Raw genomic sequence first — 24,664 nt, 5'->3', positions numbered from 1 at the left:
GCTTTTCATAAACATGGCATCGACAGCGTCGATGGGGGAGATGGGGACATGAGCAACACCCGGATATTGCACAGGACCGCACTCAGCATGGCGCTCGGTCTCGGCCTGGTGACACTGGCGGTACCCGCGGCGTACGCCGGCAACAACGACGGCTCGGTGGTGGGCCGTGCCCAGCCGGGAGCGGTGATCACCGCGGCGAGCCCGGCGACCGGCCTGACCCGCACCATCACCGCCGACCAGCGGGGCAACTACCGCTTCCCGTTCCTGCCGGTGGGCGACTACACGCTCAGCGCCAGCAGGGACGGCCAGCCGCTGGGCCAGCCGCGCAAGGTCACCGTCAGCCTGGGCAACGCCACCACGGTGGACCTGGCCGGCTCCCCCAACGCCACCGAACTGGCGACCATCAACGTCACCGGCACCGGCCTGCCGGTGATCGACGTCACCTCGACCGAATCGGCCACCAACATCTCGCGCGAGGAACTGGTGCGCCTGCCGGTCAACCAGAACGTCGCCTCGGTAGCCCTGCTCGCGCCGGGCGTGGTCAAGGGCAACGCCAGCTTCGGCGGCATCTCGTTCGGCGGCTCGTCGATCGCGGAGAACGCGGTCTACGTCAACGGCCTCAACGTCACCGACTTCTACAACCGCAACGGCTTCTCCGAGGCGCCGTTTGCGTTCTACCGGGAGTTCCAGGTCAAGACCGGCGGCTACTCGGTGGAGTTCGGCCGCACCACCGGCGGCGTGATCAATGCGGTGGCGCGCTCCGGCACCAACGAGCTGAAGGGCGGCATGGAAGTCACCCTGGAGCCGGGCAACTGGCACTCGGCGGCCAAGGACCGCTACGACGCCAGCGGCCGCCGCTACCTCACCGCCAGCCGCGACCGAAATTCGCTGGTGAAGACGAACGTCTGGGCCTCCGGCCCGATCGTCAAGGACAAGCTGTTCATCTTCGCGATGTACGAGGCCCGCGGCAGCAGCCCGCGCAACACCAACAACGCCGGCACCACGCTCACCGCCAACAGCTCGAATACCGGGTTCTGGGGCACCACCATCGACTGGAACATCACCGACAGCAACACGCTGCAGCTGATGGCGTTCTCCGACAAAAACAAGAACACCGGCGACGTCTACGGCTACAACTTCGGCACCCACACGATCGGCACCCGGACCAACAAGGTCCTCACCGACACCGGCGGCAAGGACTGGGCGCTGACCTGGACCAGCTACCTCACCAACGACCTGTCGATGAAGCTGATGACCGGCCGCAACGAGCGCGAGGCGTTCACCCGCTCGCAACTCGACATCGCCTGCAACTACGTCGCGGCGAACAACGCATTCATGAAGATCCACGACCCCGGCGTGCGGCTCGGCTGTACCAGCAACTCCACCGTCTACAAGCGCAACGACACCCGCAAGCAGGCGCGCGCCGACTTCGAGTGGACGCTGGGCAACCACCTGCTGCGCTTCGGCTACGACCACGAGAACGACACCTCCGAGTACAACCGCCACTACGCCGGGCCGGGCGCGTTCTACTACAACCTGTATGCGGCCAAGCCCGGCGACACCATCTCCAACGGCGGTGTGATTCCGCCCGGCTACGACGCCTACGTGCGTGCGCGCCGCTACGAAATCGCCGGCACCTTCACCACCAAGAACGCCGCGTACTACATCGAGGACAGCTGGCAGGTCACGCCCAACCTGGTACTCAACGCCGGCGTGCGCAACGACAGCTTCGACAACCAGGACGCCGCCGGCCGCAGCTACATCAAGATGGACAGCCAGATCGCGCCGCGGCTGGGCTTCTCGTGGGACGTCCGAGGCGATGGCAGCGCCAAGCTGTTCGGCAACCTCGGCCGCTACTTCCTGCCGGTGGCCAACGTGATCAACATCAAGCAGGCCGGTGGCCTGCTCGACGAGCGCACCTACTACGCGTTCAACGGCTGGGACATCCAGACCCTCAACGGTGTGCAGTACGCCGTGCCCAAGCTGGGCCCGCAGCTCGGCGCGGTCGATGTCTCGCAGGGCAACGGTACCGTGGGCGACCTGCGCTCCGAGGTCGACCGCAACATGGACCCGGTCTACCAGGACGAGGCCATCCTGGGCTTCCAGCAGATGATCAACCCGCAGTGGTCGTGGGGCGTGAGCACCACCTACCGGCGCCTGCACAACGCCATCGACGACATGCAGATCACCGCCACCGCGCAGTGCGGCGGCAACGGCTACATCGGCTGGGTGATGGCCAACCCGGGCAAGAAGGTCACCGTGTGGGGCGACACCGACTGCGACGGCAAGCCGGACGGCTGGGTCACCGTGGACACCTCGAAGGAAGGCTGGGCGATGTACGACGCCTCCGGCAAGTACCTCGGCCAGCGCGGCTGGGTGAAGCCGAAGCGCACCTACGCCGCCATCGAGCTGCAGCTGAACCGCGCGTGGGACGAGCAGTGGGCGATGAACGCCTCGTACACGATGTCGTGGAACCGCGGCAACGCCGAAGGTCCGGTCAACTCGGACACCAACTTCGACGACACCGGCCGTACCGAGAACTTCGACAACCCGTGGGTGAACCTGGGCGGCGACGGCTACCTGCCGAACGACCGCCGCCACCAGTTCAAGCTGCGCGGCACCTACGCGCTCACCCCGAACTGGCAGCTCGGCGCCGACCTGAGCGCGATGTCCGGCGGCCCGATCACCGGCTTCGGCGTGGGCAACCCCTACGACAAGACCAACTACCACAGCTATTACATCTGCGTGCAGAACTGCGACTCACCGATCTCCGAGAACCGCGTCTACGAACGCTCGCCGCGCGGCAAGTACGGCCGCATGCCGTGGACCATCGCGCTCAACGCCGGCATCAGCTACATCCGGCCGTTCGACGGCGGCGAGTTCCGCGTGAAGCTCGCCGTCTACAACCTGTTCAACTCGCAGCGCACCACGGCGGTGGACCAGGACCTGCAGACGTCCATCTCCAATGCCACCAGCGACACCTTCCGCCAGCCGCTGGGCTTCCAGTCGCCGCGATTCACCCAGCTGAGCATGGCCGTTACCTTCTGATCGACCTTCCCGATCGCGGCCCGCCGAGTGGCGGGCCGCTCTCTTCCCGACACCTCCGCACCCACCACCGATAGCGCATCCATGTCCACGCAGACGACGAGCCGCCCGACGGCGGGGAAAACCGCCCGGGAAACGGCCAGTGCCAACGGCATGTTCGACGGCGTCGACCTGCGACAACTGGCCGAACGCATCCCCACTCCGTTCCACGCGTATTCCGCCAGCGCGATCCGCCAGCGCATCGGCGAATTGCAGGCCGCGCTCGCCGGCCTCGACGCCACCATCTGTTTCGCGGTGAAGGCCAACGCCAACCTCGCCATCCTGCAGCTGATGGCGAACGCCGGCGTCGGCGCGGACATCGTCTCGGCCGGCGAACTGCGCCGCAGCCTGCACGCCGGCATTCCCGCCGAACGCATCGTGTTCTCCGGCGTGGGCAAGAGCGCCGACGAGATCGCCGGCGCGCTGAACGTGGGCATCATGCGTTTCAACGTGGAGTCGCTGGACGAGCTGCACGCGCTGCAACGCGCGGCCAAGGCGCAGGGCGTGGTGGCTCGCGCCGCGGTGCGCATCAACCCCGACGTGGACGCACAGACCCACGCGAAGATCTCCACCGGCAAGTCGGAAAACAAGTTCGGCGTCGGCATCGACGAGGCGCGCCGCTGGTTCGCCGGCCGCAAACAACTGGACCACGTGCAGCTCGACGGCCTGCACGTGCACATCGGCTCGCAGATCCTCAGCCTCGATCCGTTCCGCCTGGCGCTGCAGCGGGTCGCCGCGTTCTGGCGCGAACTCGAACAGGCCGGCCATCCGATCGGCAGCATCGACGTGGGCGGCGGGCTGGGCGTGTGCTACCGCGCCGGCGTCGATCGCCCGGTCGCCGTCGCCGATTACGTGGCCGTGATCCGCACGGCGCTGGCCGGCTATCGCGGCCGCCTGCTGCTGGAGCCTGGCCGCTGGCTGGTGGCCGAGGCCGGCGTGCTGCTGACCCGGGTGATCCGCATCAAGCCAGGCATCGAACGCCGGTTCCTGGTGCTGGACGCGGCGATGAACGACCTGCAGCGGCCCAGCCTGTACGACGCCTGGCACGATATCGTGCCGGTGGGCGGCGAACCGCGTCCGTTGGCCACCTACGACATCGTCGGCCCGGTCTGCGAAACCGGCGATACTTTCGCCCGTGCCCGCGAGCTGCCCGAATGCGCGGCCGGCGACCTCTTGCTGATCAGGGCCACCGGCGCGTACGGTGCGTCGATGGCCTCCACCTACAACTCGCGGCCGCTGGCGGCCGAGGTGCTGCTCGACCAGGGCTATTACGCCGTGGTACGCCGCCGCCAGCACTTCGAGGAAATGATCGCCGGCGAGCAGCCGGCGCGGAACTGGGAAACGACATGCGCCTGACCGCCCGCCTCGCCATCCTCGCCGCCCTGGCCCTGCCCGTCGCGCTGCACGCGCGGGCCATGCAGGATCCGCCGATCACCATCGACACCCACGTCGACATCCCCTTCAACTACATGGGCGAGCCGCGTTTCGACGTCGGGCACGACACCCGGCTGCTGGTCGACCTGGGCAAGATGGAACGCGGCGGCCTCAACGCGGCGTTCTTCGTGATCTGGGTGCCGCAGCACCAGCTCGACGCCGCCGGCTACGCCAAGGCGGTGCAACAGGCCAACCGGAAATACGACGGCATCGGCCGCATGCTGATGATGTATCCCGACCGCATCCGCCTCGCCACCACGCCCGGACAACTGGTCGCCAACCACGAGGCCGGCCTGCTCTCGGCCACGATCGAGATCGAGAACGCCTACTCGCTCGGCCACGACATCCGCCGCCTCGACGCCGCGTTCGACCGCGGCGCGCGCTCCGTCGGCCTGGTCCACGTCGGCAACAACGACCTGTGCAGCAGCTCGCTGCCCGACACCGGGCACGGCGAGCCGGCGATGAACAGCGCCGGCGACAAGGGCATGAGCGAGTTCGGCCGGGCTGTGGTGGAACGCGCCAACCAGCTCGGCATGATGGTCGACATCTCGCATGCCTCGGACCGCTGCGTACGCGAAGCGCTCAAGGTATCCGACGCGCCGATCATCGCCACCCATTCCGGCGCCCGCGCCGTGCTCGACCACCCGCGCAACCTGCCGGACGACCTGCTGCGCGCGATCGCCGCCAAGGGCGGCGTGGTGCAGGCCGTGGCGTACAAGGAATTCCTCAAGCACGACCCCGGCCGCGAGGCTGCCGAGAAGGCGCTGCAGGAACGCGTGGCGAAACAGGCCGGCGAAAAAGAGTACGACAGCGACAACGACGACTACCGGCCCGAGATGGACGCGGGCATGGCCGAGATCCAGAAGAAATATCCGCTGGCCACGCTGGACGACTACGTCAAGCAGATCCGGCACATGGTGCAGGTCGCCGGCATCGACCACGTCGGCCTCGCCTCGGACTTCGACGGCGGCGGCGGCATCACCGGCTGGAAGGACGCCAGCGAAACCCGCAACGTCACCGCGGCACTGCGCCGCGCCGGTTTCAGCGACGCCGACATCGCCAAGCTGTGGGGCGGCAACCTGCTGCGCGTGTGGCGCGAGGTCGAGCGCCATGCGCAACACTGAGGCGAGCTGCCCACTTTCTCTCCCTCCCCTGCCACGCAGCGGAGGGTTGGGGAGGGGTGCTCTTCCGCACGCTCGAGCTACCCCCTCCCAACCTCCCCCTGCCAGCAGGGGGAGGAGCCAGAAGCGCGGCACCGGGCAACAAGAGGCCTGCACCCTGCTCCCTCCCCTGCAACGCAGGGGAGGGCTGAGGCTGGGTGCTCTTGCACTCCTGCTTCTGCTCGCCGTCCCGGTCGTCGCCGCCCAAACCGCCAACCCAACCTACGACAAGATCGTCGACGCGGCGATCGCCCGCTACCACCTGCCCGGCATCGCCGTCGGCGTGATCGAGAACGGGCAAGTCGTCTACGTGCGCACCGCCGGCGAAACCGTCGCCGGCTCGGGCCAGCCGATCACCCCGCGCACGCTGTTCAAGATCGCCTCCAACAGCAAGGCGATGACCACCGCGTTGCTCGGGCGTCTCGTCGATGCCGGCAAGCTGCGTTGGGACGACCCGGTGACGAAATACCTGCCGGACTTCCGCATGCACGACCCGTGGGTCACCGCGAACATGCGCGTGGCCGACCTGCTCACCCACTCCAGCGGCCTGCCCGAAGGCGGCGGCGACCTGATGCTGTGGCCGGAGCCGAACGCGTTCACCCGCGCCGACATCATCCACGGCCTTGCCTACATCAAGCCCGGCTACAGCTTCCGTTCGCAGTACCAGTACGACAACCTGCTCTACGTGGTGGCCGGCGAAGTGGCGGCCGCCGCGGGCGGCGCGTCCTACGAAACGCTGATGCGCCGCGAGGTGTTCGAGCCGCTGCACCTGGATCGCTGCCAGGTCGGCGCGTGGAACCGCGACACGGTGGGCGACGTGGCCACGCCGCATCGCCGCGACGGCGGCCGCAACGTGGCGATCCCCGAGGCCGCCGCGATTCCCGCGATCACCTCGGCCGCTGCCGGCGGCATCCGCTGCGACCTCACCGACATGCTGGCGTGGGCGCGCAACTGGCTGGCGCCCACCACGGCTCAGCTGAAGTGGCTGTCGCCGGTGCAGCGCGACGTGCTGCAGGCGCCGCACATGCTGATTCCGGTCTCCACGCAGCGCCGCAAGCGGGACAACACCCACGTGATGGCCTACGGCTACGGCTGGCGCATGGCCGACGCCGACGGCCAGTGGAGCGTATGGCACACCGGCACGCTGAACGGCATGTACTCGATGCTGGCCCTGCTGCCGGATCGCGGCAACGGCTTCGTGTTCATGATCAACGGCGACGCGGGCGACGCGCGCACCGTACTCGGCGAAGTGCTGATGAAGCACTTCACCGCACCCGGCGACCGCCGCGGCGTGGACTGGTACGCCGGCGCGCTGGAGCAGCAGGCGAAACAGCGGCCGGCCGCCTCGGGTGCGCCGGACACCTCGGCGCAGCAGCCGGCCTCGCCGGCCGAACTGGCGCGCTGGAGCGGGCAATACCGCGACCCGTGGTTCGGCGACATCACGCTGTGCCCGCGCGACGGCAGGATGCACTTCGCCGCCGCGAAATCGCCGTCGCTGGCCGGCACCATGATGCGCCTGGGCGAGCGCTATTTCGTGCACTGGGACGATTCGGCTGACCTCGACGCGTGGCTGGATTTCAACGCCGCGACCGGCGACCAGCCGATTACCCTGCGCATGGCCAAGCTCGACCCGCTGGGCGACTTCAGCTCCGACTACGAAGACCTCGACTTTCGCCGCGTCGGAACCTGCCCATGATCACCCGTCCGCCCATGACTACCCGTAGGAGCCCGCTGGCGGGCGATGCTCTTGCGAACTCCGAATCCCGGCTCTCAACGGACGAACGTCTGGTCATCCCGGCTTTCAACAGACGAATGTCTGGTCATCCCGGCAAAAAAAGCATCGCCCGCCAGCGGGCTCCTACGACAACCGGGTATCTGTTCGTGCTCGCCTTGCTCGCCGCCGCCGGCGGAATCGCCCACGCGGAGCAGGCGCCCGTGCTGTCGCCCGCCAAGACCGCCGCCGCCGCGAACCTGGTCGACATCCGCACGCTGGTGCCGGACATCGCCGAGGACATCAAGTACGCCGGCCACGACAACTTCGTGGGCGCGCCGGTGGACGGCTACCTGGCGCCGAAGTGCCTGCTGCTGCACCCGGTGGCCGAGGCGCTGGCGCGGGTCGAGCGCGAACTGCGCACGCAACACTTGCGCCTGAAGATCTGGGACTGCTATCGCCCCGCTCGCGCAGTGGCGCATTTCGTGCGCTGGGCACACGATCTTGGGGACCAGCGCACCAAGCCGCAACACTACCCCACGCTGGACAAGTCGAAGCTGCTCGGCGACTACATCGCGCCGGTCTCCGGCCACAGCCGCGGCGCCACCATCGACCTCACGCTGCAGCGCTGCGCCGCCGACGGCACGCGTTGCGAGCCGCTGGACATGGGCACCGACTTCGACTTCTTCGACGTGCGCGCGCACACCGACGCACCCGGCATCACTGCCGCGCAGCGCGCGAACCGCCTGCTGCTGCGCGATGCGATGGCCCGCGAGGGCTTCCGCAACTATCCGATGGAATGGTGGCACTACACCCTCGTGCCGGAACCCACGCCGCACACGCTCTACGACGTGCCGGTGCAATGACGCCAACACCGACATTCACACACCTGAACCGTAGGAGCCCGCTCGCGGGCGATGCTTTTGCTTTTGCGAATCCCGGCTCTGAGCAGACGAACGTCTGGTCATCCCGACTCCAAAAGCATCGCCCGCGAGCGGGCTCCTACGGGTGTTTGGCCATGACGAGGGAGTTTTGCCGTGTTCAAGAGATCTGCCATCTTCGCCGTGATCCTGCTGCTCGGCGGCTGCGCCTCCGGCACCAGGCCGGTAGACCCCACCGGCGCGATGATGCAGCGCTACGCCGGCGACGTGCCCGGCGCCTCGCTGCTGGTACTCAAGGACGGCAAGCCGGTCGTCCGCCGCGGCTACGGACTAGCCAATCTCGAGGACAACGAGCGCGCCACGCCCACGACCAACTACCGGCTCGCCTCGGTGAGCAAGCAGTTCACCGCCGCGGCGATCCTGCTGCTGGCCGAGGACGGCCGGCTCCGCCTGGACGACCCGGTGCGCCGCTGGCTGCCCACGCTGCCGGAGAGTACCGCGGCCGTCACGCTGCGCCAGCTGCTCAGCCACACCGGCGGCCTGGTCGACTACGAGGACCTGATCGCCCCCGGCACCACTGCGCAGGTCAGCGACGACGATGTGCTGCGCCTGCTGTCGGCCACGCCGAAGACCTACTTCACGCCAGGCACCGCGTACCGCTACAGCAACTCCGGCTACGTGCTGCTCGGCCTGGTGGTGGAGCGCGCCTCCGGCATCAGCCTGCCGCTGTACCTCCAGCAGCGTATCTTCCAGCCGCTGCACATGGGTCACACCCTGCTCTACGAGCACGGCAAGGGACCGGAAGTGGCGAATCGCGCCTACGGCTACAGCGAGGAAAACGGCCGCTGGACGCGCACCGACCAGAGCGTCACCAGCGCCACCCGCGGCGACGGCGGCATCTACTCCTCGATCGACGACCTGGCCAAGTGGGACGCCGCGCTGTACGACGACCGCCTGCTCAGCGCGGCCTCGCGCAAACTCGCCTTCAGCCCGCACGTGAAGGTCACCGGCGAGCCGTACGAAGCCAGCTACGGCTACGGCTGGCGCATCACCGGCGACACCCTGTGGCACTCCGGCGAGAGCATCGGCTTCCGCAATGTGATCGTGCGCTGGCCGCAGCAACACCTCACCGTGATCCTGCTCAGCAACCGCAACGACCCGGAACCGTACCGTACCGCGCTGGCGATCGCGGCGCCGTATCTGCAGTGACCACCCAGGGAGCCGCTGATAATGCGTGATCCGTTTTCCCGCGTGGCCCTGCTGGCGCTGCTCGCACTGCTCGCCGCCTGCACGCCGCTGCCGCCGCGCAACCCGCTGGCGACCTGGGTGCCGTCGCCGAACCACGACATCCGCCGGCCGGTGCTGATCGTGCTGCACTTCACCAACCAGCACTCGGTGCAGGAGAGCCTGGATACCCTGCGCACCGCCAACAGCGGCGGCCCGGTCAGCGCGCACTACCTGGTCGGCGCCGATGGCCGCATCTACCAGCTGGTGGCCGACCAGTTGCGCGCCTGGCAGGCCGGCCCGGGGCGCTGGGGCACCATCACCGACCTCAACTCCGCCTCGATCGGCATCGAGCTGGACAACGACGGCGCCGCGCCGTTCGCGCAGCCGCAGATCGACAGCCTGCTGCGCCTGCTCGCCGACCTCACCACGCGGCTGCACATCCCGCGCACGCAGATCATCGGCCACGAGGACCTCGCCCCCGGCCGCAAGGACGACCCCGGCCCGCTGTTCCCGTGGCGGCAACTGGCCGCCGCCGGCTTCGGCCGCTGGCCGCAGGGCGCGCTGGCCGATCCGCCCGCCGGCTTCGACCCGTGGCTGGCGCTGGCCGTGGTCGGCTACCCGCTGGAAGACCGCCCCGCCGCGGTGCGCGCGTTCCGCCACCACTTCCGCGGCATCGAGGGCGATGCGCTGGACGACGAGGACCTGCGCATCCTGTACAACCTGGCGCTGCAGATCACGGGGCGCAACTAGCCGCGGTCGGCCCGGCAACCGGACCTCACAACCCCTTCGCCGCCTGCGCCACCGCGCGGAACAGCGCGCGGCCCTTGTTCATCGTCTCTTCCCACTCGGCGGCGGGGTCGGAGTCGAACACGATGCCGGCGCCGGCTTGTACGTGCAGGCGGCCGCCGTGGATCACCGCGGTGCGGATGGCGATGGCGGTGTCGGCGTCGCCCCACCAGCCTATCCAGCCGATCGCGCCGCCGTAGATGTTGCGCTTGGCCGGCTCCAGCTCCTGGATGATCTCCAGCGCGCGCACCTTGGGTGCGCCGCTGAGCGTGCCGGCCGGAAACGTAGCCTTCAGCACGTCCATGTAGCCGAGCCCTTCGCGCACGGTGCCCTGCACCTGCGAGACGATGTGCATCACGTGCGAGTAGCGCTCGATCGCGAACGAGTCGCTCACTTCCACGCTGCCGGTCTCGCTGATCCGGCCCAGGTCGTTGCGGCCCAGGTCGATCAGCATCACATGTTCGGCGCGCTCCTTCGGGTCGGCCAGCAGCTCGGCTTCCAATGCCTGGTCTTCTTCTTCCGTGGCGCCGCGCTTGCGCGTGCCGGCCAGCGGGCGCACCACCACCTTGCCGTCCTTCAGCCGCGCCAGGATCTCCGGCGAGGAACCCACGATCTGCGTTTCGCCGAGGTCGACGAAGTACATGTACGGCGACGGGTTCAGCGCGCGCAGCGCGCGGTACACGTCCACCGGCCGCGCGTTGAAGCGCACGCTCAAGCGCTGCGACGGCACCACCTGGAAGATGTCGCCGGCGCGGATGTATTCCTTCGCCTTCTCCACCATCGCCTCGAACTCGTCCTTCGTGAACGAGGATTTGAAGTCACTCTCGTCCAGCGCGATCGACTGGGTCAGCTGCGGGTATGAGGCGCCGCCCTGGCGCAGCCGGTAGACCAGCGCGTCGAGCCGGCGCTGCGCCGCGGCGTAGGCCTGCGGCTGCGCGGGGTCCGCATGCACGATCAGGTACAGCCGGCCCTTGAGGTTGTCGAACACCGCCACTTCCTCGGCCAGCATCAGCAGCACGTCGGGCGTGCCCAGCTCATCAAAGCGGTCCCACCGCGCCAGCCGCGGCTCGATGTAGCCGATCGTCTCGAAACCGAAATAGCCGACCAGGCCGCCGCTGAATGCGGGCAGCTGCGGCAGCCGCGGCACGTCGTACTGCGCGCGCAGCTTTTCGACTTCCGCGAGCGGGTCGTCCAGATGGCGGCGCTCGGTGACCTCGCCGGAGTCCTCCACTTCCAGCTCATGCCCGCGCAAGCGGTATACGCGCTTCGCCGGCAGCCCGATGATCGAATAGCGCCCCCAGGTGGCGCCGCCCTCGACCGATTCGAACAGGAAGGTGTACGGGCCGTCGGCCAGCTTCAGGTACACCGACAGCGGCGTGTCGAGATCGGAAAACACCTCGCGCACCAGCGGGATGCGCGTATGCCCCTGGGCAACCAGCGCGTCGAATTCGTCTAGGGAGATCACGGATAAGCCATCTGTACGGGAACGGGCTGCCCAAGATAGCAGGCTGGAGCCGCGCGGGTATGGACGTCCAGAGCCAAAGCGCCCCTCACCCTCCACAAGGGATTCCCTCCGGTCACAGCCCTCTTCCCCGACTGCGCCGGAGGAGAGGAATATCAGAGCCGCTGGCGCGGCATGCCGCGCAGGCGCAGCGAGAACGCCACGCCGCTGCCGTCGTCGAGGTTGCGCGCGCTGGCCACGCCGCCGTGGCGTTCGGCGACCAGCCGCACCACGTACAGGCCCAGGCCCAGGTGCGGGGCGTCGCCGGGGGTGGCCTTGTCGCGCAGGCTGACCAGCGAGTCGAACAGCCGGCCCTGCATCGCCACGGGCAGCAGCGGGCCCTGGTTGGCCAGCTCGATCTCGGCGCCGTCCGGCGTGCTGCGCAAGGTAAGTCGCAGCCAGCCGTCAGGCGGGGTGAACGACAGCGCGTTGTCGAGCAGCTTGTCCAGCGCCTGCGCGATCAGTTCGGGCGCGCCGTGCAGGTACAGCGGCACGTCGGGCAGCGTGCAGTCGAGCCGGCGTGCGCCGACCAGCGGCCGGTAGGCTTCGGCGCAGCCGCGCACCACGTCGCGCAGGTCCACGTCCTCGGGTTCGGCGGCCAGGATCGAGCGCTCCATCCGGCTCGACTCGCTCATCGCGCGCACCAGCGCGCCCAGCCGCGCCACGCCGTCACGGGCACGCGCCAGGTACGGCTGCGCCTCGGCCGGCAATGCGGCATGCTCGAGATTGTCCAGTGACGACTTCACGATCGCCAGCGGCGTGTTGAGTTCGTGCGAGAGCTTCGAGGCCAGCGTGCGCAGGTAGTCGGTGTAGCTGCCGACCACCTCGAACAGCCGCTCGAAGCTGCGCGCCAGGTCGCCGATCTCGTCGGGCGCGTCGGTCATCGGGAACTTGCCGTGCTCGAACGAGCCGTCCAGACGCCCATCGTTGAGCTGCGCGCGTTCGGCCGCGTTGCGCAGGCGGCCCAGCCGGAGGCTGAGCCGGGTGGCGAACGCGAGCAGGATGCCGCCGGCCACCAGCAACACGCCGAAGCTGGTCAGCAGCAGGCCGAACAGCGCGCGGTTGGCCAGCAGCGGCACCGTGCGGCTGGCCTGCTCCAGCAGCAGCACGCCGTCGATCCGGCCGGCGTGCCCGATCGGCACCGCGGCGGCCAGCACCACGCTGCCGCGTTCCTCGCCGCTGCGCCATACCGATACCGGCTTGCCGGCGCCCGCCTCGGCCACTTCGCGGGTGTCCAGCCGCGGCACGTCCTGCGACCACAGGCCGGCATCCTCCAGCCGTGTCGCCAGCAGCGAGCGGTAGACCAGCGCGGCGAACCAGCCCGGCTGGCCGTCGCTGCCGGGCGCCGTGTTCAGGCGGCCGCTGCGCGCCAGCAGCCAGCCCCGCGACGCCAGCACGCGCGCCTGTACGCGATCGGGCACCAGCTGCGCCAGCTCGCCGGCGAGCTTGTCCGAATAGCCGAGCAGGGGCCGCGTGTCGGCGGCCATCCGGTCGCCACCGGCGGCCGCGTCGTACACGCCGACGCCGAGCGCATGCAGATGGAGATCGCGCGGCAGGCGCAGCTCGACCCGGTAACCGCTGCCGTCCTCCTGCCATTGCGCGGCGATCGTCTCCGGCAGACCGTCGACCGGCGGATCCAGCGGCCGCGCGGCGAACGGCCCCGGCGCCGCGCTGGCCAGCAGGTAGCGGCGTTGGCCGTTCGCGTCGCCCAGCGCAAGGATCAGGTGATCGGCCGCCAGCGCACCCGCATCGTCCGCATCGGCGCGGCTGCGCCGGGTGGCGCGCACGTCGGCGTACAGGTACAGCCAATCGTCGTCCGCGGCCAGCAGCAGCTTGCCGCGCGAGCCCAGCGGCTGGCTCCACGGCGTCAGCGGCGCCCAGTCGTCACCGTAGCCGTCCACGGTGATCGGGTTCGGTGCCTGCTGCACGTACCAGCCGGGGCCGGCGGATTCCGGCGCCACTGCGCCGGTCACCACCAGGCTGCGCGCCACCGCATTCGCCGACGCCAGCAGCGCCTGCGACTGCCCTTCGCGCAGCAGCGTTTCCATCTGCCGCACGTACAGCCAGCCGGCCACCGGCAACGCCAGCGTGCACAGCGCGACCAGCAGCAGCTTGCGGCGCAGCGTCATCGGGGCCGGCGCTCAGCGGCCATGCGCGGGCGCGGCGGCGTCCTTTGCCCAGCGCGAGGCCACCACCACGCGCATGAAGTCGTCGAGCAGCGCGCGGCGCGACGAGTCGGCGTCGTCGAACGCCATCGACCAGCTCAGCCGCACGCCGCTGGCCGCGCCCGGATCGCAGAACACCAGCACGTCGTCGACATGGTCGCTGCCCTGGTAGACCGAGGCCTCGCACGGCATGGCCGGATGCCGCACGGCGAAGCCGGACACCTTGCCGGCCGGGTCGTGCTGCAGGTAGCGCTGGTGGTCGGCCTGCACCTCGTCGGCCAGGGCGGGCAGCTGGCGCGGCCACACGTTGAGCACCATCACCCGCTGCGGCTTGCCGCTCCATTCGCCCTGGTACAGCACGGCGTTGACGCCGATCGCACGCGCATAGGTGCAGCAGTCGCGCGTCCAGCCGGCCGGCGTGGCGGCGCTGATCGCCCAGGCCGGCGCATTGCCGTCGCGGGCGCCGCGCGCCAGCACGCCGTCGTCCTTGCCGGCGGCCTGCGCCAGCGCGGCGAACGCGCACAGCGCCAACGTCAACCCGATGCGCAAGCTCACGGCTTCCACCGGTAGCCCACACCGTGCACCGTCTCGATCGCGTCGAACTCCGGCGCCACCGCGATGAACTTCTTGCGGATGCGCTTGATGTGCGAGGTGATGGTGGCGTCGTCCACTACCAGTTCGGCCTCGCGCATCAGCTGGTCGCGGTTCTTCACGTGCCCCGGGAAGCGGATCAGCGTGTGCACCATCCAGAACTCGGTGACGGTGAGCGGGATCTCCTCGCCGTTCCAGGTGATGCGCATGCGCTCGGACTCCAGCTTCAGCGGGCCGTGCTCGATCACCGTCTCGCTGCTGGCCGGCACCTTCAGCGATTCGATGCGGCGGAACAGCGCGGCGATGCGCGCGGCGAGCTGGTGCAGGCTGGTGTCCTTGCTGAGGTAGTCGTCGGCGCCCAGGCGCAGGCCGGAGATCACGTCGAAATCCGAGTCGCGCGCGGTGAGGAAGATGATCGGCAGCGTCGCCGACTTCGCGCGCAGCTCGCGGCACAGGTCGAAACCACCCTCCGGCTCGTCGCCCAGGCCGATGTCGATGATCACCAGCTCCGGCAGGCGCATCGCGAACGCGCCGGACGCCTCCTGCCGCGAACCGTAGCCGCGCGCGTCGTAGCCGAAGCGGTTCAGCGCCTCGACGTAGTTGGCGCGGATCAGCGGTTCGTCCTCGACGATGGCAATGCTGCGGCCCATGGCGCACTCCCTGATGACGGTGCGCGCAGCGTGCTATGCGAATCGCATGCGCGCAAGCCGCGCGGCGCGCTTGCCCGCGTTTTGCCACATGCCGGCAGCCGGCCGGCCCGATTGCGCCGGCGCCAGCGCCCGTGCCGGCGGTTTGATAGGCCCCAGGTAGCCGACCGGGAATGCCGCGATGCCCAGAACCGAATCCACCGAACGCGACCCCAACGCCGAACTGCGCGGCTTCGAGCCGCTGCGGGTGGCCCTGGCGCTGGGCGCCCTGCTGCTTGCCCTGCTGCTCAGCCTGTGAGGTGGACGCCAATGGACCCGCTCCGTCCCGACCCGAATTCGCTCGACCGGTTTGCCGTGGAAGGCCGCGTTGCGCCCGGCGCGAAGGGAACCGCGCCGGGCGCGGGGCAGGACGACCCCGACCCCGACTGGCAGCCCCTGTAGCGCCGCGCCTCCCATTCCGTCCGACATGGTGGTTCCTTTCCCCTCCCCGCGAGGGGATTTTTTCGGCCCTGGACCGGACAGGCTGCGGCTTGCGCCCGTTCATAATTCCGCCGGGAACCAAACCGGACCACCCCGGTCAGTATTACTGATTGGTACCGTTCCTCTTGCCGTGGAACGTGCCGGCACGGCAGTCGACTCTCCCCTGTAAAGCGGTCGTGCCGGCACACCAATCAATGGTGTTCCCTCTCACGTCCACGACGACGTTTGTCCCGGCGCAGCCCCCGCTGCGTCGGGATTTTTATGTGCGCGACCGGCCGGTCGCACGGCGGCGGGCTTGCCTAGCCAATCGCCTTGCGCATGGCGGCGGGATTGCCTATCCAATCGCCTTGCGCATGGCGGCGGGATTGCCTATCCAATCGCCTTGCGCATGGCGGCGATTTCGGCGCGGTAATCCTTCGCGTGGAAGATCGCGGAACCGGCGACGAAGGTGTCGGCGCCGGCCGCGGCGATCGCGCCGATGTTGTCGGCGGTGACGCCACCGTCGATCTCCAGCCGGATCGCGCGGCCACTGGCATCGATGCGCGCGCGCGCCTGGCGCAGCTTCTCCAGCGCGCCGGGAATGAATTTCTGGCCGCCGAAGCCGGGGTTGACCGACATGATCAGGATCAGGTCGAGCTTGTCCATCACGTAGTCGAGATAGTCCAGCGGCGTGGCCGGGTTGAACACCAGCCCGGCCTGGCAGCCCGACTCCCTGATCAGACCCAGCGTGCGGTCGATGTGCTCGCTCGCCTCCGGATGGAAGCTGATCAGGCTGGCGCCGGCCTTGGCAAAGTCCGGCACGATGCGGTCGACCGGCTTCACCATCAGATGCACGTCGACCGGCGCGGTGATGCCGTACTTGCGCAGCGACTGCAGCACCATCGGGCCGATCGTGAGGTTCGGCACGTAATGGTTGTCCATCACGTCGAAGTGCACCCAGTCGGCGCCGGCGGCGAGCGCCGCGGCGGTGTCCTCGCCGAGCCGGGCGAAATCGGCGGCGAGGATGGAGGGGGCAATGACGGGAGCTTGCTTGGGCATGGCTGATACCAAAAGGTCGAATGTGCCTATTGTAGGAGCCCGCTGGCGGGTGATGCTCCTCGGGTCGCATCAGAGCAGGAGCATCGCCCGCCAGCGGGCTCCTACTTGAAGCCGCGGGCTTCCTTGATCCGGTCGTACGCGGCGTTGATCTCGCTGGCGCGCGCCTCGGCGCGCTTGCGCATGTCCTCGGGCAGGTCGCCGAGGCGGTCGGGGTGGTGTTCGGAGATCAGCTTGCGGTAGGCGCGCTTCACCGCGCGGTCGTCGGCGTTGCGGTCGATGCCGAGCACCGCGTACGGATCCGGCCCCTGCGCGGCGCGCTGCGGCGGCACGTAGCCGCCGGTGCCGTAGGCTTGGCCGTAGCCGCGCGATCCGCCGGGGCCGGCGTTCCACGCGTAGCCCTTCATCGCCATCAGCGCCATCAGCTCCATGTCGCTGATCCGCAGCGCGAACGCCAGCTGGCGCAGGATCGCCATCTTCTCCGGCGGCGGGTTGCCCTCGGCCAACACCGTCTCGATCACCACGTCGAGCACCGGGAACGCGTGGTCGCGGCGCAGGCCGACCCAGTTGCGCAGCGCGGCGATGGTCTGGGTGACGTCGAACTCCGGCTGCTTGCCGGCGTTGAAGCTGGCCACCGCCTGCTTGCGCAGCTCGGCGTCCAGGTTCATCCGCGTCATCAGGCGTTCGGCAACCGCGATCTCCTGCTCCGACACGCGCCCGTCGGACTTCGCCACCGCACCGAGCAGGGTGAACAGCGGGCCGACGAAGCCGCCGGCTTCCGGCGTGGCGTTCTTGCGCTGGCTGTAGCGCATGTTGTCGAAGATGAAGCCGATCACCGCGCCGGTGATGGCGCCGGGCAAGTGCCCGATGATCAGGCCGAAGAACGCGAACCACAGCGTATAGGTATAACTCATGGGTTCCCCTGCGGCTGCGGCGACTGCGCGCTGTACCAGCGCGCCAGCGCGTCGAGTTCGGCGTCGCTGACCGGGCCGATCGCGGCGCGCATCACCGGCATGTTGCGGCGGCCGTCGCGGTACTGCTTCAGCGCGTCGCGCAGGTAGTCCAGCCGCTGGCCGGCCAAGTGCGGCACGCCGGGCACGCCGGCATGGCCGTTGGCCCCGTGACAGGCCGCGCACAGGCCCAGGCGGGCGGGCTGTGCCGGCGTCTGTGCGCGGATCGGGAGGGCGGCGAGCAGGCAGAGCGCCGCGATCAATGGAATACGCATCGGCAACAGATGGGGCCAGGGATCGCCAATTCTAGCAGCGCCCCCGGATTTCCTCGGGCGGCGTTTCCGGCGCCGCGGCCGCAGCGGCTAGAATGGGCGCTTCCCCACCACGTGGAACCCGCCGCCGTGCCCACCACCCTGCCGCAATCGAACCTGCCCGGCCTCGAGCTGATCCACCGCGGCAAGGTGCGCGATGTCTACGCGTTGTCCGACGATCGGCTGCTGATGGTCGCCACGGACCGGTTGTCGGCGTTCGACGTGGTGCTGCCCAACCCGATCCCGGGCAAGGGCGAGATGCTCACCCAGATCTCCAACTTCTGGTTCGGCAAGACCGCGCACCTGGTGCCGAACCACCTGCTCGACGTGCCGCTGGCCGAGGTGCTGCCGCCCGGCACCGACCTCAAGCTGTACGAGAAACGCGCGGTGGTGACGCGGCGGCTGAAGCCGGTGCCGGTGGAGGCGATCGCACGCGGCTACCTGATCGGTTCCGGCTGGAAGGACTACCAGGCCAGCGGTTCGCTGTGCGGCATCGCGCTGCCCCCCGGCCTCCAGCAGGCGCAGCGGCTGCCCGAACCGATCTTCACGCCCTCGACCAAGGCCGCGGTGGGCGACCACGACCAGAACGTCAGCTTCGACGCGGTGGTGGGCGTGGTGGGCGCCGGCCTGGCCAACCAGGTGCGCGACGCCACCCTGGCGATCTACCGCTGGGCCGCCGCCTACGCGGCCGAGCGCGGCATCATCATCGCCGACACCAAGTTCGAGTTCGGCACCGACGCCAACGGCAAGCTGTATGTGATGGACGAGATGCTCACGCCGGATTCCTCGCGCTTCTGGCCTGCCGACGAATACAAGGTGGGCATCAGCCCGCCCAGCTACGACAAGCAGTTCGTGCGTGACTGGCTGGAGACGCAGCACTGGAACAAGACCGCGCCCGGCCCGGTGATTCCGGACGAGGTGATCGCGCGCACCGCCGCCAAGTACGCCGAGGCCTTGCAGCGGCTGGCCGGCATCCGGCTCGACTGAAGCGTCCACTGAGAGGCTGTGACACCACAGCCTCTCAGCCCGGCCACGGATGGCCGGTCGCGAATTTGGCACGCAAGTGCCTGATTCGCGTGAGCGAGTCCGGACATGCGCCGGACTCGCGATTGAAAAAAACCACAGGAAGTGGTTTTTTTCACAAGCATCCGAAAGGGGAACGCCCATGCGCACCATGCAGGACTGGCTCGACAGCTACAGCGGCGACCATCAGAACCCGACCAACCAGGTGTTCCACTGGTTCTGCGTGCCGCCGATCGTGTGGTCGGTGATCGCGCTGCTGTGGGCGATCCCGGTGCCGGTCAGCCAGCTGCGCCCCGGTTCGTGGGCGGTGCTGGTGATGGTGCTGGCGTTCTACTGGTACTGGAAGCGCTCGCACCGGCTGGCGATCGGCCTGCTGATCGCATTCGCCCTGCTCGGCCTGCTCACCCACTTCCTGTACGGGCGGCTCGGCGCCGCGCAGTTGTGCTGGCTCGCGGCCGGCGTGTTCGTGGTCGCCTGGATCGGCCAGTTCATCGGGCACAAGTTCGAAGGGCGCAAGCCCAGCTTCCTCACCGACCTTTCCTACCTGCTGATCGGCCCGGCCTGGCTGATGGCCAAGCTGCTGCGCAAACTGGGATTCAAGCAAGTCACATGACCACCCTGCTCACCGTGATCAGCACCCTGCTGTGGTGGGTGCTGTACAGCAGCATCGCCGCACTGGCGTTCGCCCTCGTCGGCTGGTGCGTGCTGCGCTGGACCGAGCGCTGCGCGGTGGTGTTCAACCGCATCTACCTGGCCTGCCTGCTGTGGGCCATGGTCGGCCTGCTGCTGGTGGCCGGCGTGGCCGCCTACGAGGGCCACCTGCATCCGCCCTACGCCGCGCTGCTGAACTCCGGCCTGCTGCGCGCCGCGCTGGTGCTGGACATGCTGATCGGCAGCGTGCTGCTGTGGCGGCTGGTGCCGCGCATCGACGCCCATCGCATCCGCCCCGGCAGCGCGTGCATGGCGGTGGCGGTGATCACGGCGCTCGGCTTCGGCGTGGCCACCAGCCTGGCCTGAGCCAGCGGCAGCCCGCACGAACCGGGCGGCATGCAGCCGCCGGGTTTCGCATCCGCAGCGCCACGGCGCGCGGCTCCGCTCAGTGCATTCCCCATACGGCTGCGCCGAACAGCATCATCATGAGCAACCCGATGATCATGGCCACCACGGCGCCGATCACTAGATAGACCACCTCCACCAGGCACGCCTTGCCGAACCCGATCCGGCCGCCGGTCTGCGACGGCAGCCGGTGGTCCCTGAGACCTTGCCTTTCAACGGCCCGACGCACGCTCCGCCGGCGGCCGGCCCGGCTCACCGAAGTCGGGCCAGCCGCCGGCCGTCCAGCCGATCGGTTGGATCCGCGGCGCACGGCGCGCAGTGCACTTCCAGTCTGGCCCGCCATTGGCGTGATAGATGATCCAGTCGCGACCGTCCGGCCCTTTGAAGAAGCCATTGTGGCCAGGCGCATAGATGCCGCTGCGCAACGAGGTGGCGAATGACGGCCGGGGCGATTTGCGCCAGGATGCCGGGTCCAGCAAATCGGCACCGCTGTCGGCATGTAACAGGCCGAGGGCATAGTCGTCGGACCAGCATGCACTGGCCGAATAGCTGAGGAATACCTTGCCGTCCGGCCCCTGCAGGAACTCCGGCGCTTCGAGGATCCGGCGTCCACCCCGCATCTCCCAGGCGTATGTCGGCCTGGCGATGTCCACTTGGGGCGCCGCCAGCGTCCACGGATTGGCCATCGGCGCAATCACCAGGTCGCTGTGGTCGCCGACGTAGGCGGAGTAGACGAAATACCAGCGGCCTGCATGCTGGAACACGGTGCCGTCGATGCCGGTATGCGCGGTCTTGAGCATGCCGCGCTCGACCCAGTGGCCCTGGGTCGGATCGGGCGAGGCGCTCTCCAGCACGAACACGTGGCGGTGGGCGTCGTCATTGTGCCGCACGTCCGCCGCGGTGAAATACAGGTACCACTTGCCCTCGATGTAGTGGAGCTCGGGCGCCCAGACCGCGGTCGACGCCGGGCCGCTGGCCGGTGCGCGCCACACCACCACGGGCGCGGCATCGGCCAGGTGCCACAGGTCGATGGTCCTGCGCAGTTCGATACGGCCGCCCGAGGTACTGGTGTAGTAATAGACCCCGTCGCGCCGGATCACCCATGGGTCGGCCCCCGAAGGCAGCAACGGGGTAGCGTAGTCCTGCGTGTCGGCCGCGAGTGCCTGGATGCTGGCGAGCAGAAAGATCAGGCTTGCGAGCATCGGGCGGCAGTGCTTCGTGGGCATCGCGTCTCCAGAGCAGGCCCGCGCCGGCGCATGGCGCGGATGGAACGGCGGGGACCACCCGCCGCTCCGGCGGTGGCTTACTGCAGCACCCACTGCTGGGTACCCAGGCCGTTGTCGGTGTAGATCTGCAATTGGGTGCCGGCGGTAGTCGAGCCGGCAGGGTCGTCCAGCGCCAGCTCGCCCGAGGCCTGGGTCAGCAGCTTGTAGCTGCCATGGCCGACGTCGACCACCTGCCAGCTCTGGTTGGCGTTGCCGACGCAGCCCCACAGCGTGACCAGGTTGCCTGGTGTGGTGCTGCCGCCGGTGTTGTCCAGGCATAGACCGGTGGCTTCGTTCCGGAGACTGAAGAACCCGTTGCCCTGCGCGCGGAAGGTCCAGCGCTGCACGCTCAGCCCATTGCAGGTCCACAACTCCGCGCTGGTGTTGTTGGCGGTCGACCAGCCGGTGTTGTCCAAGCACAGGCCACGCGCGAACACGCTCTGCACGGCGTAGGTCGAGCCGTCGGTCGGCAGCCGGTTCCACGGCATGTGCCCGAAGTAGGTGATGCAACCGCCGTTGAGGTAGTCCGAGGCGAGTTCCAGGATGCCCGAGCCGTCGGCTTCGGGCAGCAACGCCGAGGAATAGTTCGGGCAGTAGTTGTCGTAGGCGCCCGGCACCTGCACCGGCGCATCAATCGTGAACCAGTGGCCCACACCATCGGCCTGCGTATTGACGAACAGGACCTTGCCGTTGGACGGCGAGACGCTGCCGTTGGATTCGTACATTACCTGGCTGACCAGCAGGATCGCGCCGTTGGCGACGGACAGCACCGAAGGCGTCCAGTGGTTGAGCGGCGCATGCTCCAGATACTGCCCGGTGGCGGTCTGCACCTTGGTGCCCATGTTGGTGGGATCGCCGAAATACCAGCCGTCCACCGACACGCGCGAGAACACCGTGCACGCCGCCGGTCCGCACAGCTCGTAGCTCATGAAGAAGTGCCCGTTCGGCAGTTGGCTGACCGTGATCATGCCGGGCCGGTCGCCCGGAATCGCGCTGCGCACCGTATCGGTCGGGTTCTGCCAGCTCACGCCATCGTAGCTGCGGATCTGCGCCAGCTTCTGGCTGCAGCAGGGATCGGTCTCGTCGGACCAGAACATCGCCAGCGCGCCGTCATTGGCGACCTCGAACTCCGGCTCCCACAGACCGTGGCTTGCGTCGCCCGCGCGCACCGGCGTGCTGTGGTAGCTCCAGTGCGCGCCTTGGTCGGTGCTGGTATAGACCTCGATCGCCGGCATGCCGCCGGAGAAGTAAGAGGCGGCGGACAACAGCGTTCCCGCGGCGAGATTGCCCACCGCGCGCGGCAGCTCGTACAGCGTCGCGCAACAGCGTTCGCTGCTGCCGCCGATGGTGGGCACGGGCCCAAGCGCGCTCCAGCTCGCGCCGTCGTCGACGCTCTGGAAAATGATGCCGTTGGTGCTGGCGATCAGGCGCCCGTTGACACCCGCCGGTCCGTGCGCCAGGCGCACCACGCGCGGGTATAGCGTACTCCCCTGCAACACGGTGCCCGAGGCCGCCCACGCGCTGTGCGCGATGACCATCGCGCACAGCGCGAACACCAGCCGTACCAGGGCTTGTCCGAAAATCCGATCCAACGCTTGCATGTCTCCTCCCAGGCCGCGCTCGCGGCCGCGATGGCGCCGGTAGCGCCGGCGTGCGCTTTCCCCTGTCGCAACAATCGCCCGCATCAGCCGCCCGGCGTTGCCGGGTCGAGCTGCACGTAGTCCACGTCGGCCGCATGCCGGGCGCCCTCAAGCACGACTGTGTTATCGCCCTTGCGCAAGCCGCCGCTGGCGGTGGCCACATGCCAGCCGTCGCGGTCGGGGCGATCGGTCGTTTTCCAACCGGTGCCGTTGACGCGCAACACCGGCAGCGCAGGCCGGAAGCCCAGGTCCTGCCAGCGGACCGTGGCGCGATACATGCCGCCGGCTTCGACGTGCACCGGGAAGGAAAGGCGCCCGCCCGGCGCCGAGGCCATGCGCGCCTTGGCGCCGTTGGATGCCGTCGGATCACCGATGCGCACCGCCCATTGCCGCACGGCGTCCTCGGCTTCGTAGCGATCGAACCGCGCAGGTGCGCCGGCATGCATGACCACATTCCTGCCCGCGTCGGCGGGGGCGGCGGCGATCGATGAGGTGGTCGCATGCCAGAGGAGGTCGCCAGGCATGTCCAGCAGGGCCTGGGTCCAGCCGGCGTGGATATTGCCGGTAAGTTTCCGCACCGGCGCTTCGGCCTCCCACCACGGCCCGCGCCCGCCGGTGTTGTTCCAGTACAGGCCGCGCCCGGAGGGATCGCCGTCGCCGCCAGCGCGTTCGGCCAGCACCGCCACGACGCCATGCCCGCCACGCCAAGGCAGCCAGCGCACGAACGGCGAGGCAGCCGGCCACGCCCCGGCCGGCGTGTGCACCGGTGTGCCGCGATCGTGCGGATCGCCCCAGTGCATGCCGTCGGTGCTGAATTTCAGGTAGACCTGCCCGTTGCGGGGACCGTCGATGTCCTCGTAACTCATGACGTAGCTGCCGTCGGGCAGGCGGTCGACCACCGCCATGCCCGGACGCTCGACGCCACCGGAGATCGCCACGTCGACCGTCTCCTCGCCCCAGCTTCGGCCGCCGTCGGCGGAGACCTTGTGCGCGAGCAACTGGTTGTAGCCGGCCTCCTTGTGCCCCTCGCTGGAGTAATAGGCCACCAGTCGCCCGTCATCCAGACGATGGATGTTCGGTTCCCACACGCCGTGGTTGTCCTTGTCGCCGGGGTTGCCTCCGCCCTTGACGATCGAGCCCCGGTAGCGCCAGCTGCGGCCGGCGTCGGTGGATACGTAGAGCTGCAGGTCTTCGGCGACCAGGCGTCCCTGCGCGTCGTTGCCGGTGGCGTTGGCGGCCAGCAGCAGCGTGCCGGCCTGCAGGTCGGCACTGGCTTTGGACAGCTCGGAAAGGTGTGGCTGCCAGCGCAGTTGCCAGCGTGCGTCGCTGGCGTGCGCCTGGTCGGTGACGTTGGCAACGAAGCGCCAGCACGCACCCTGGTCGCGGCTTTCGTAGAGCGGCAGACCGCCCATGCCGTCGCGCTCGAAAGTCATGAGCATCCGTCCGGACGCCCCGGCCTCCGACTGGTGGGCCAAGCGAACCACTGAGACGTAACCGACGCCATCGGCCACCACCTCGCCGCACATGGCGGACGGCGCCGACGCCGCATGGCTTGCCACGCCGGCATAGCCAAAGGCCACGGAAAGACCCAGGAGCAAGGGACGCATCATGGAACACCTCCGGATCCGGGACGGATATACGCACCCGCGGCATCGTGCGGCCGACGCCGGCATCGAGCGGTGCCGGGGCCGCCGCACCCCAGTACGGCACGGAAGGC

Annotated in this window: 20 protein-coding genes; 10 read left to right on the top strand and 10 right to left on the bottom strand. The window is 69.0% G+C overall.

The features are described from left to right. The first annotated feature begins 48 nt into the window (after positions 1 to 48). From RHOFW104R8_RS03715 to RHOFW104R8_RS03685, 7 genes are all read left to right on the top strand, one after another. A complete protein-coding gene (locus tag RHOFW104R8_RS03715; protein WP_068092465.1) occupies positions 49 to 3,048 on the top strand; it encodes a TonB-dependent receptor in 3,000 nt (999 codons plus the stop codon). 81 nt (positions 3,049 to 3,129) lie between these two features. Next, a complete protein-coding gene (gene lysA, locus RHOFW104R8_RS03710; protein ID WP_068092462.1) occupies positions 3,130 to 4,440 on the top strand; it encodes a diaminopimelate decarboxylase in 1,311 nt (436 codons plus the stop codon). Continuing rightward, positions 4,431 to 5,642, top strand: a complete 1,212-nt coding sequence (locus RHOFW104R8_RS03705; protein WP_068092460.1) for a dipeptidase — start codon at positions 4,431 to 4,433, stop codon at positions 5,640 to 5,642. The genes lysA and RHOFW104R8_RS03705 overlap by 10 nt, the downstream gene beginning before the upstream one ends. Positions 5,643 to 5,826: 184 nt before the next feature. Continuing rightward, complete coding sequence (locus RHOFW104R8_RS03700; protein WP_082823511.1) at positions 5,827 to 7,374, top strand: serine hydrolase; 1,548 nt, start codon at positions 5,827 to 5,829, stop codon at positions 7,372 to 7,374. A gap of 185 nt (positions 7,375 to 7,559) precedes the next feature. Then, the gene (locus tag RHOFW104R8_RS03695) at positions 7,560 to 8,255 is read left to right on the top strand and encodes a M15 family metallopeptidase (RefSeq protein ID WP_068092457.1); all 696 of its coding nucleotides are present in this window, start codon (positions 7,560 to 7,562) and stop codon (positions 8,253 to 8,255) included. A 198-nt stretch (positions 8,256 to 8,453) separates the two neighbouring features. After that, the gene (locus RHOFW104R8_RS03690) at positions 8,454 to 9,479 is read left to right on the top strand and encodes a serine hydrolase domain-containing protein (RefSeq protein WP_201028684.1); all 1,026 of its coding nucleotides are present in this window, start codon (positions 8,454 to 8,456) and stop codon (positions 9,477 to 9,479) included. 21 nt (positions 9,480 to 9,500) lie between these two features. Next, complete coding sequence (locus RHOFW104R8_RS03685) at positions 9,501 to 10,247, top strand: N-acetylmuramoyl-L-alanine amidase (RefSeq protein WP_068092452.1); 747 nt, start codon at positions 9,501 to 9,503, stop codon at positions 10,245 to 10,247. Positions 10,248 to 10,272: 25 nt separating this feature from the next. On the opposite strand, the gene trpE is transcribed toward RHOFW104R8_RS03685, so the two are convergent. The 7 genes from trpE to RHOFW104R8_RS03650 all read right to left on the bottom strand — a co-directional run bounded on the left by trpE (position 10,273) and on the right by RHOFW104R8_RS03650 (position 17,927). Continuing rightward, a complete protein-coding gene (gene trpE / locus RHOFW104R8_RS03680; protein WP_068092450.1) occupies positions 10,273 to 11,748 on the bottom strand; it encodes an anthranilate synthase component I in 1,476 nt (491 codons plus the stop codon). Positions 11,749 to 11,900: 152 nt separating this feature from the next. Beyond that, positions 11,901 to 13,913 carry an ATP-binding protein gene (locus RHOFW104R8_RS03675; protein WP_068092448.1) on the bottom strand — a complete coding sequence of 671 codons (2,013 nt, stop codon included), beginning with the start codon at positions 13,911 to 13,913 and terminating at the stop codon, positions 11,901 to 11,903. Between the two features lie 12 nt (positions 13,914 to 13,925). After that, complete coding sequence (locus RHOFW104R8_RS03670; protein ID WP_068092689.1) at positions 13,926 to 14,504, bottom strand: hypothetical protein; 579 nt, start codon at positions 14,502 to 14,504, stop codon at positions 13,926 to 13,928. Continuing rightward, complete coding sequence (pdsR, locus tag RHOFW104R8_RS03665; protein ID WP_068092446.1) at positions 14,501 to 15,190, bottom strand: proteobacterial dedicated sortase system response regulator; 690 nt, start codon at positions 15,188 to 15,190, stop codon at positions 14,501 to 14,503. Before pdsR ends, RHOFW104R8_RS03670 begins: the two co-directional genes overlap by 4 nt. A gap of 846 nt (positions 15,191 to 16,036) precedes the next feature. After that, on the bottom strand, positions 16,037 to 16,705 hold the full coding sequence (gene rpe, locus RHOFW104R8_RS03660) for a ribulose-phosphate 3-epimerase (RefSeq protein WP_068092445.1): 669 nt from the start codon (positions 16,703 to 16,705) through the stop codon (positions 16,037 to 16,039). Positions 16,706 to 16,806: 101 nt separating this feature from the next. Then, a complete protein-coding gene (gene djlA / locus RHOFW104R8_RS03655; RefSeq protein ID WP_068092437.1) occupies positions 16,807 to 17,616 on the bottom strand; it encodes a co-chaperone DjlA in 810 nt (269 codons plus the stop codon). Continuing rightward, positions 17,613 to 17,927 carry a c-type cytochrome gene (locus RHOFW104R8_RS03650; protein ID WP_068092434.1) on the bottom strand — a complete coding sequence of 105 codons (315 nt, stop codon included), beginning with the start codon at positions 17,925 to 17,927 and terminating at the stop codon, positions 17,613 to 17,615. The genes djlA and RHOFW104R8_RS03650 overlap by 4 nt, the downstream gene beginning before the upstream one ends. Positions 17,928 to 18,053: 126 nt before the next feature. On the opposite strand from RHOFW104R8_RS03650, the gene RHOFW104R8_RS03645 reads away from it, so the two are divergent. From RHOFW104R8_RS03645 to RHOFW104R8_RS03635, 3 genes are all read left to right on the top strand, one after another. Further along, positions 18,054 to 18,950, top strand: coding sequence for a phosphoribosylaminoimidazolesuccinocarboxamide synthase (locus RHOFW104R8_RS03645; RefSeq protein WP_068092684.1), 897 nt, complete (start codon positions 18,054 to 18,056; stop codon positions 18,948 to 18,950). Positions 18,951 to 19,128: 178 nt separating this feature from the next. Further along, positions 19,129 to 19,599 (top strand): DUF962 domain-containing protein, encoded by a 471-nt coding sequence (locus RHOFW104R8_RS03640; protein ID WP_068092432.1) that lies wholly within the window; start codon positions 19,129 to 19,131, stop codon positions 19,597 to 19,599. Then, entirely contained in the window at positions 19,596 to 20,003 is a 408-nt protein-coding gene (locus RHOFW104R8_RS03635; RefSeq protein ID WP_068092429.1) for a hypothetical protein, read from the top strand. Before RHOFW104R8_RS03640 ends, RHOFW104R8_RS03635 begins: the two co-directional genes overlap by 4 nt. A gap of 251 nt (positions 20,004 to 20,254) precedes the next feature. Here RHOFW104R8_RS03635 and RHOFW104R8_RS03625 read toward each other — a convergent pair whose 3' ends face one another. The 3 genes from RHOFW104R8_RS03625 to RHOFW104R8_RS03615 all read right to left on the bottom strand — a co-directional run bounded on the left by RHOFW104R8_RS03625 (position 20,255) and on the right by RHOFW104R8_RS03615 (position 24,380). Continuing rightward, positions 20,255 to 21,268 carry a family 43 glycosylhydrolase gene (locus tag RHOFW104R8_RS03625; RefSeq protein WP_068092422.1) on the bottom strand — a complete coding sequence of 338 codons (1,014 nt, stop codon included), beginning with the start codon at positions 21,266 to 21,268 and terminating at the stop codon, positions 20,255 to 20,257. 77 nt (positions 21,269 to 21,345) lie between these two features. Further along, positions 21,346 to 22,908, bottom strand: a complete 1,563-nt coding sequence (locus RHOFW104R8_RS03620; RefSeq protein ID WP_068092419.1) for an RICIN domain-containing protein — start codon at positions 22,906 to 22,908, stop codon at positions 21,346 to 21,348. Between the two features lie 83 nt (positions 22,909 to 22,991). Beyond that, positions 22,992 to 24,380, bottom strand: coding sequence for an exo-alpha-sialidase (locus RHOFW104R8_RS03615; RefSeq protein ID WP_235604444.1), 1,389 nt, complete (start codon positions 24,378 to 24,380; stop codon positions 22,992 to 22,994). Between the last annotated feature and the right edge of the window lie 284 nt (positions 24,381 to 24,664).

Source organism: Rhodanobacter sp. FW104-R8, from assembly GCF_001617365.1.
Lineage (GTDB): Bacteria > Pseudomonadota > Gammaproteobacteria > Xanthomonadales > Rhodanobacteraceae > Rhodanobacter.
The sequence above is the reverse complement of the archived record's forward strand: the minus strand, read 5'-3'. Positions and strand labels throughout refer to the sequence as shown.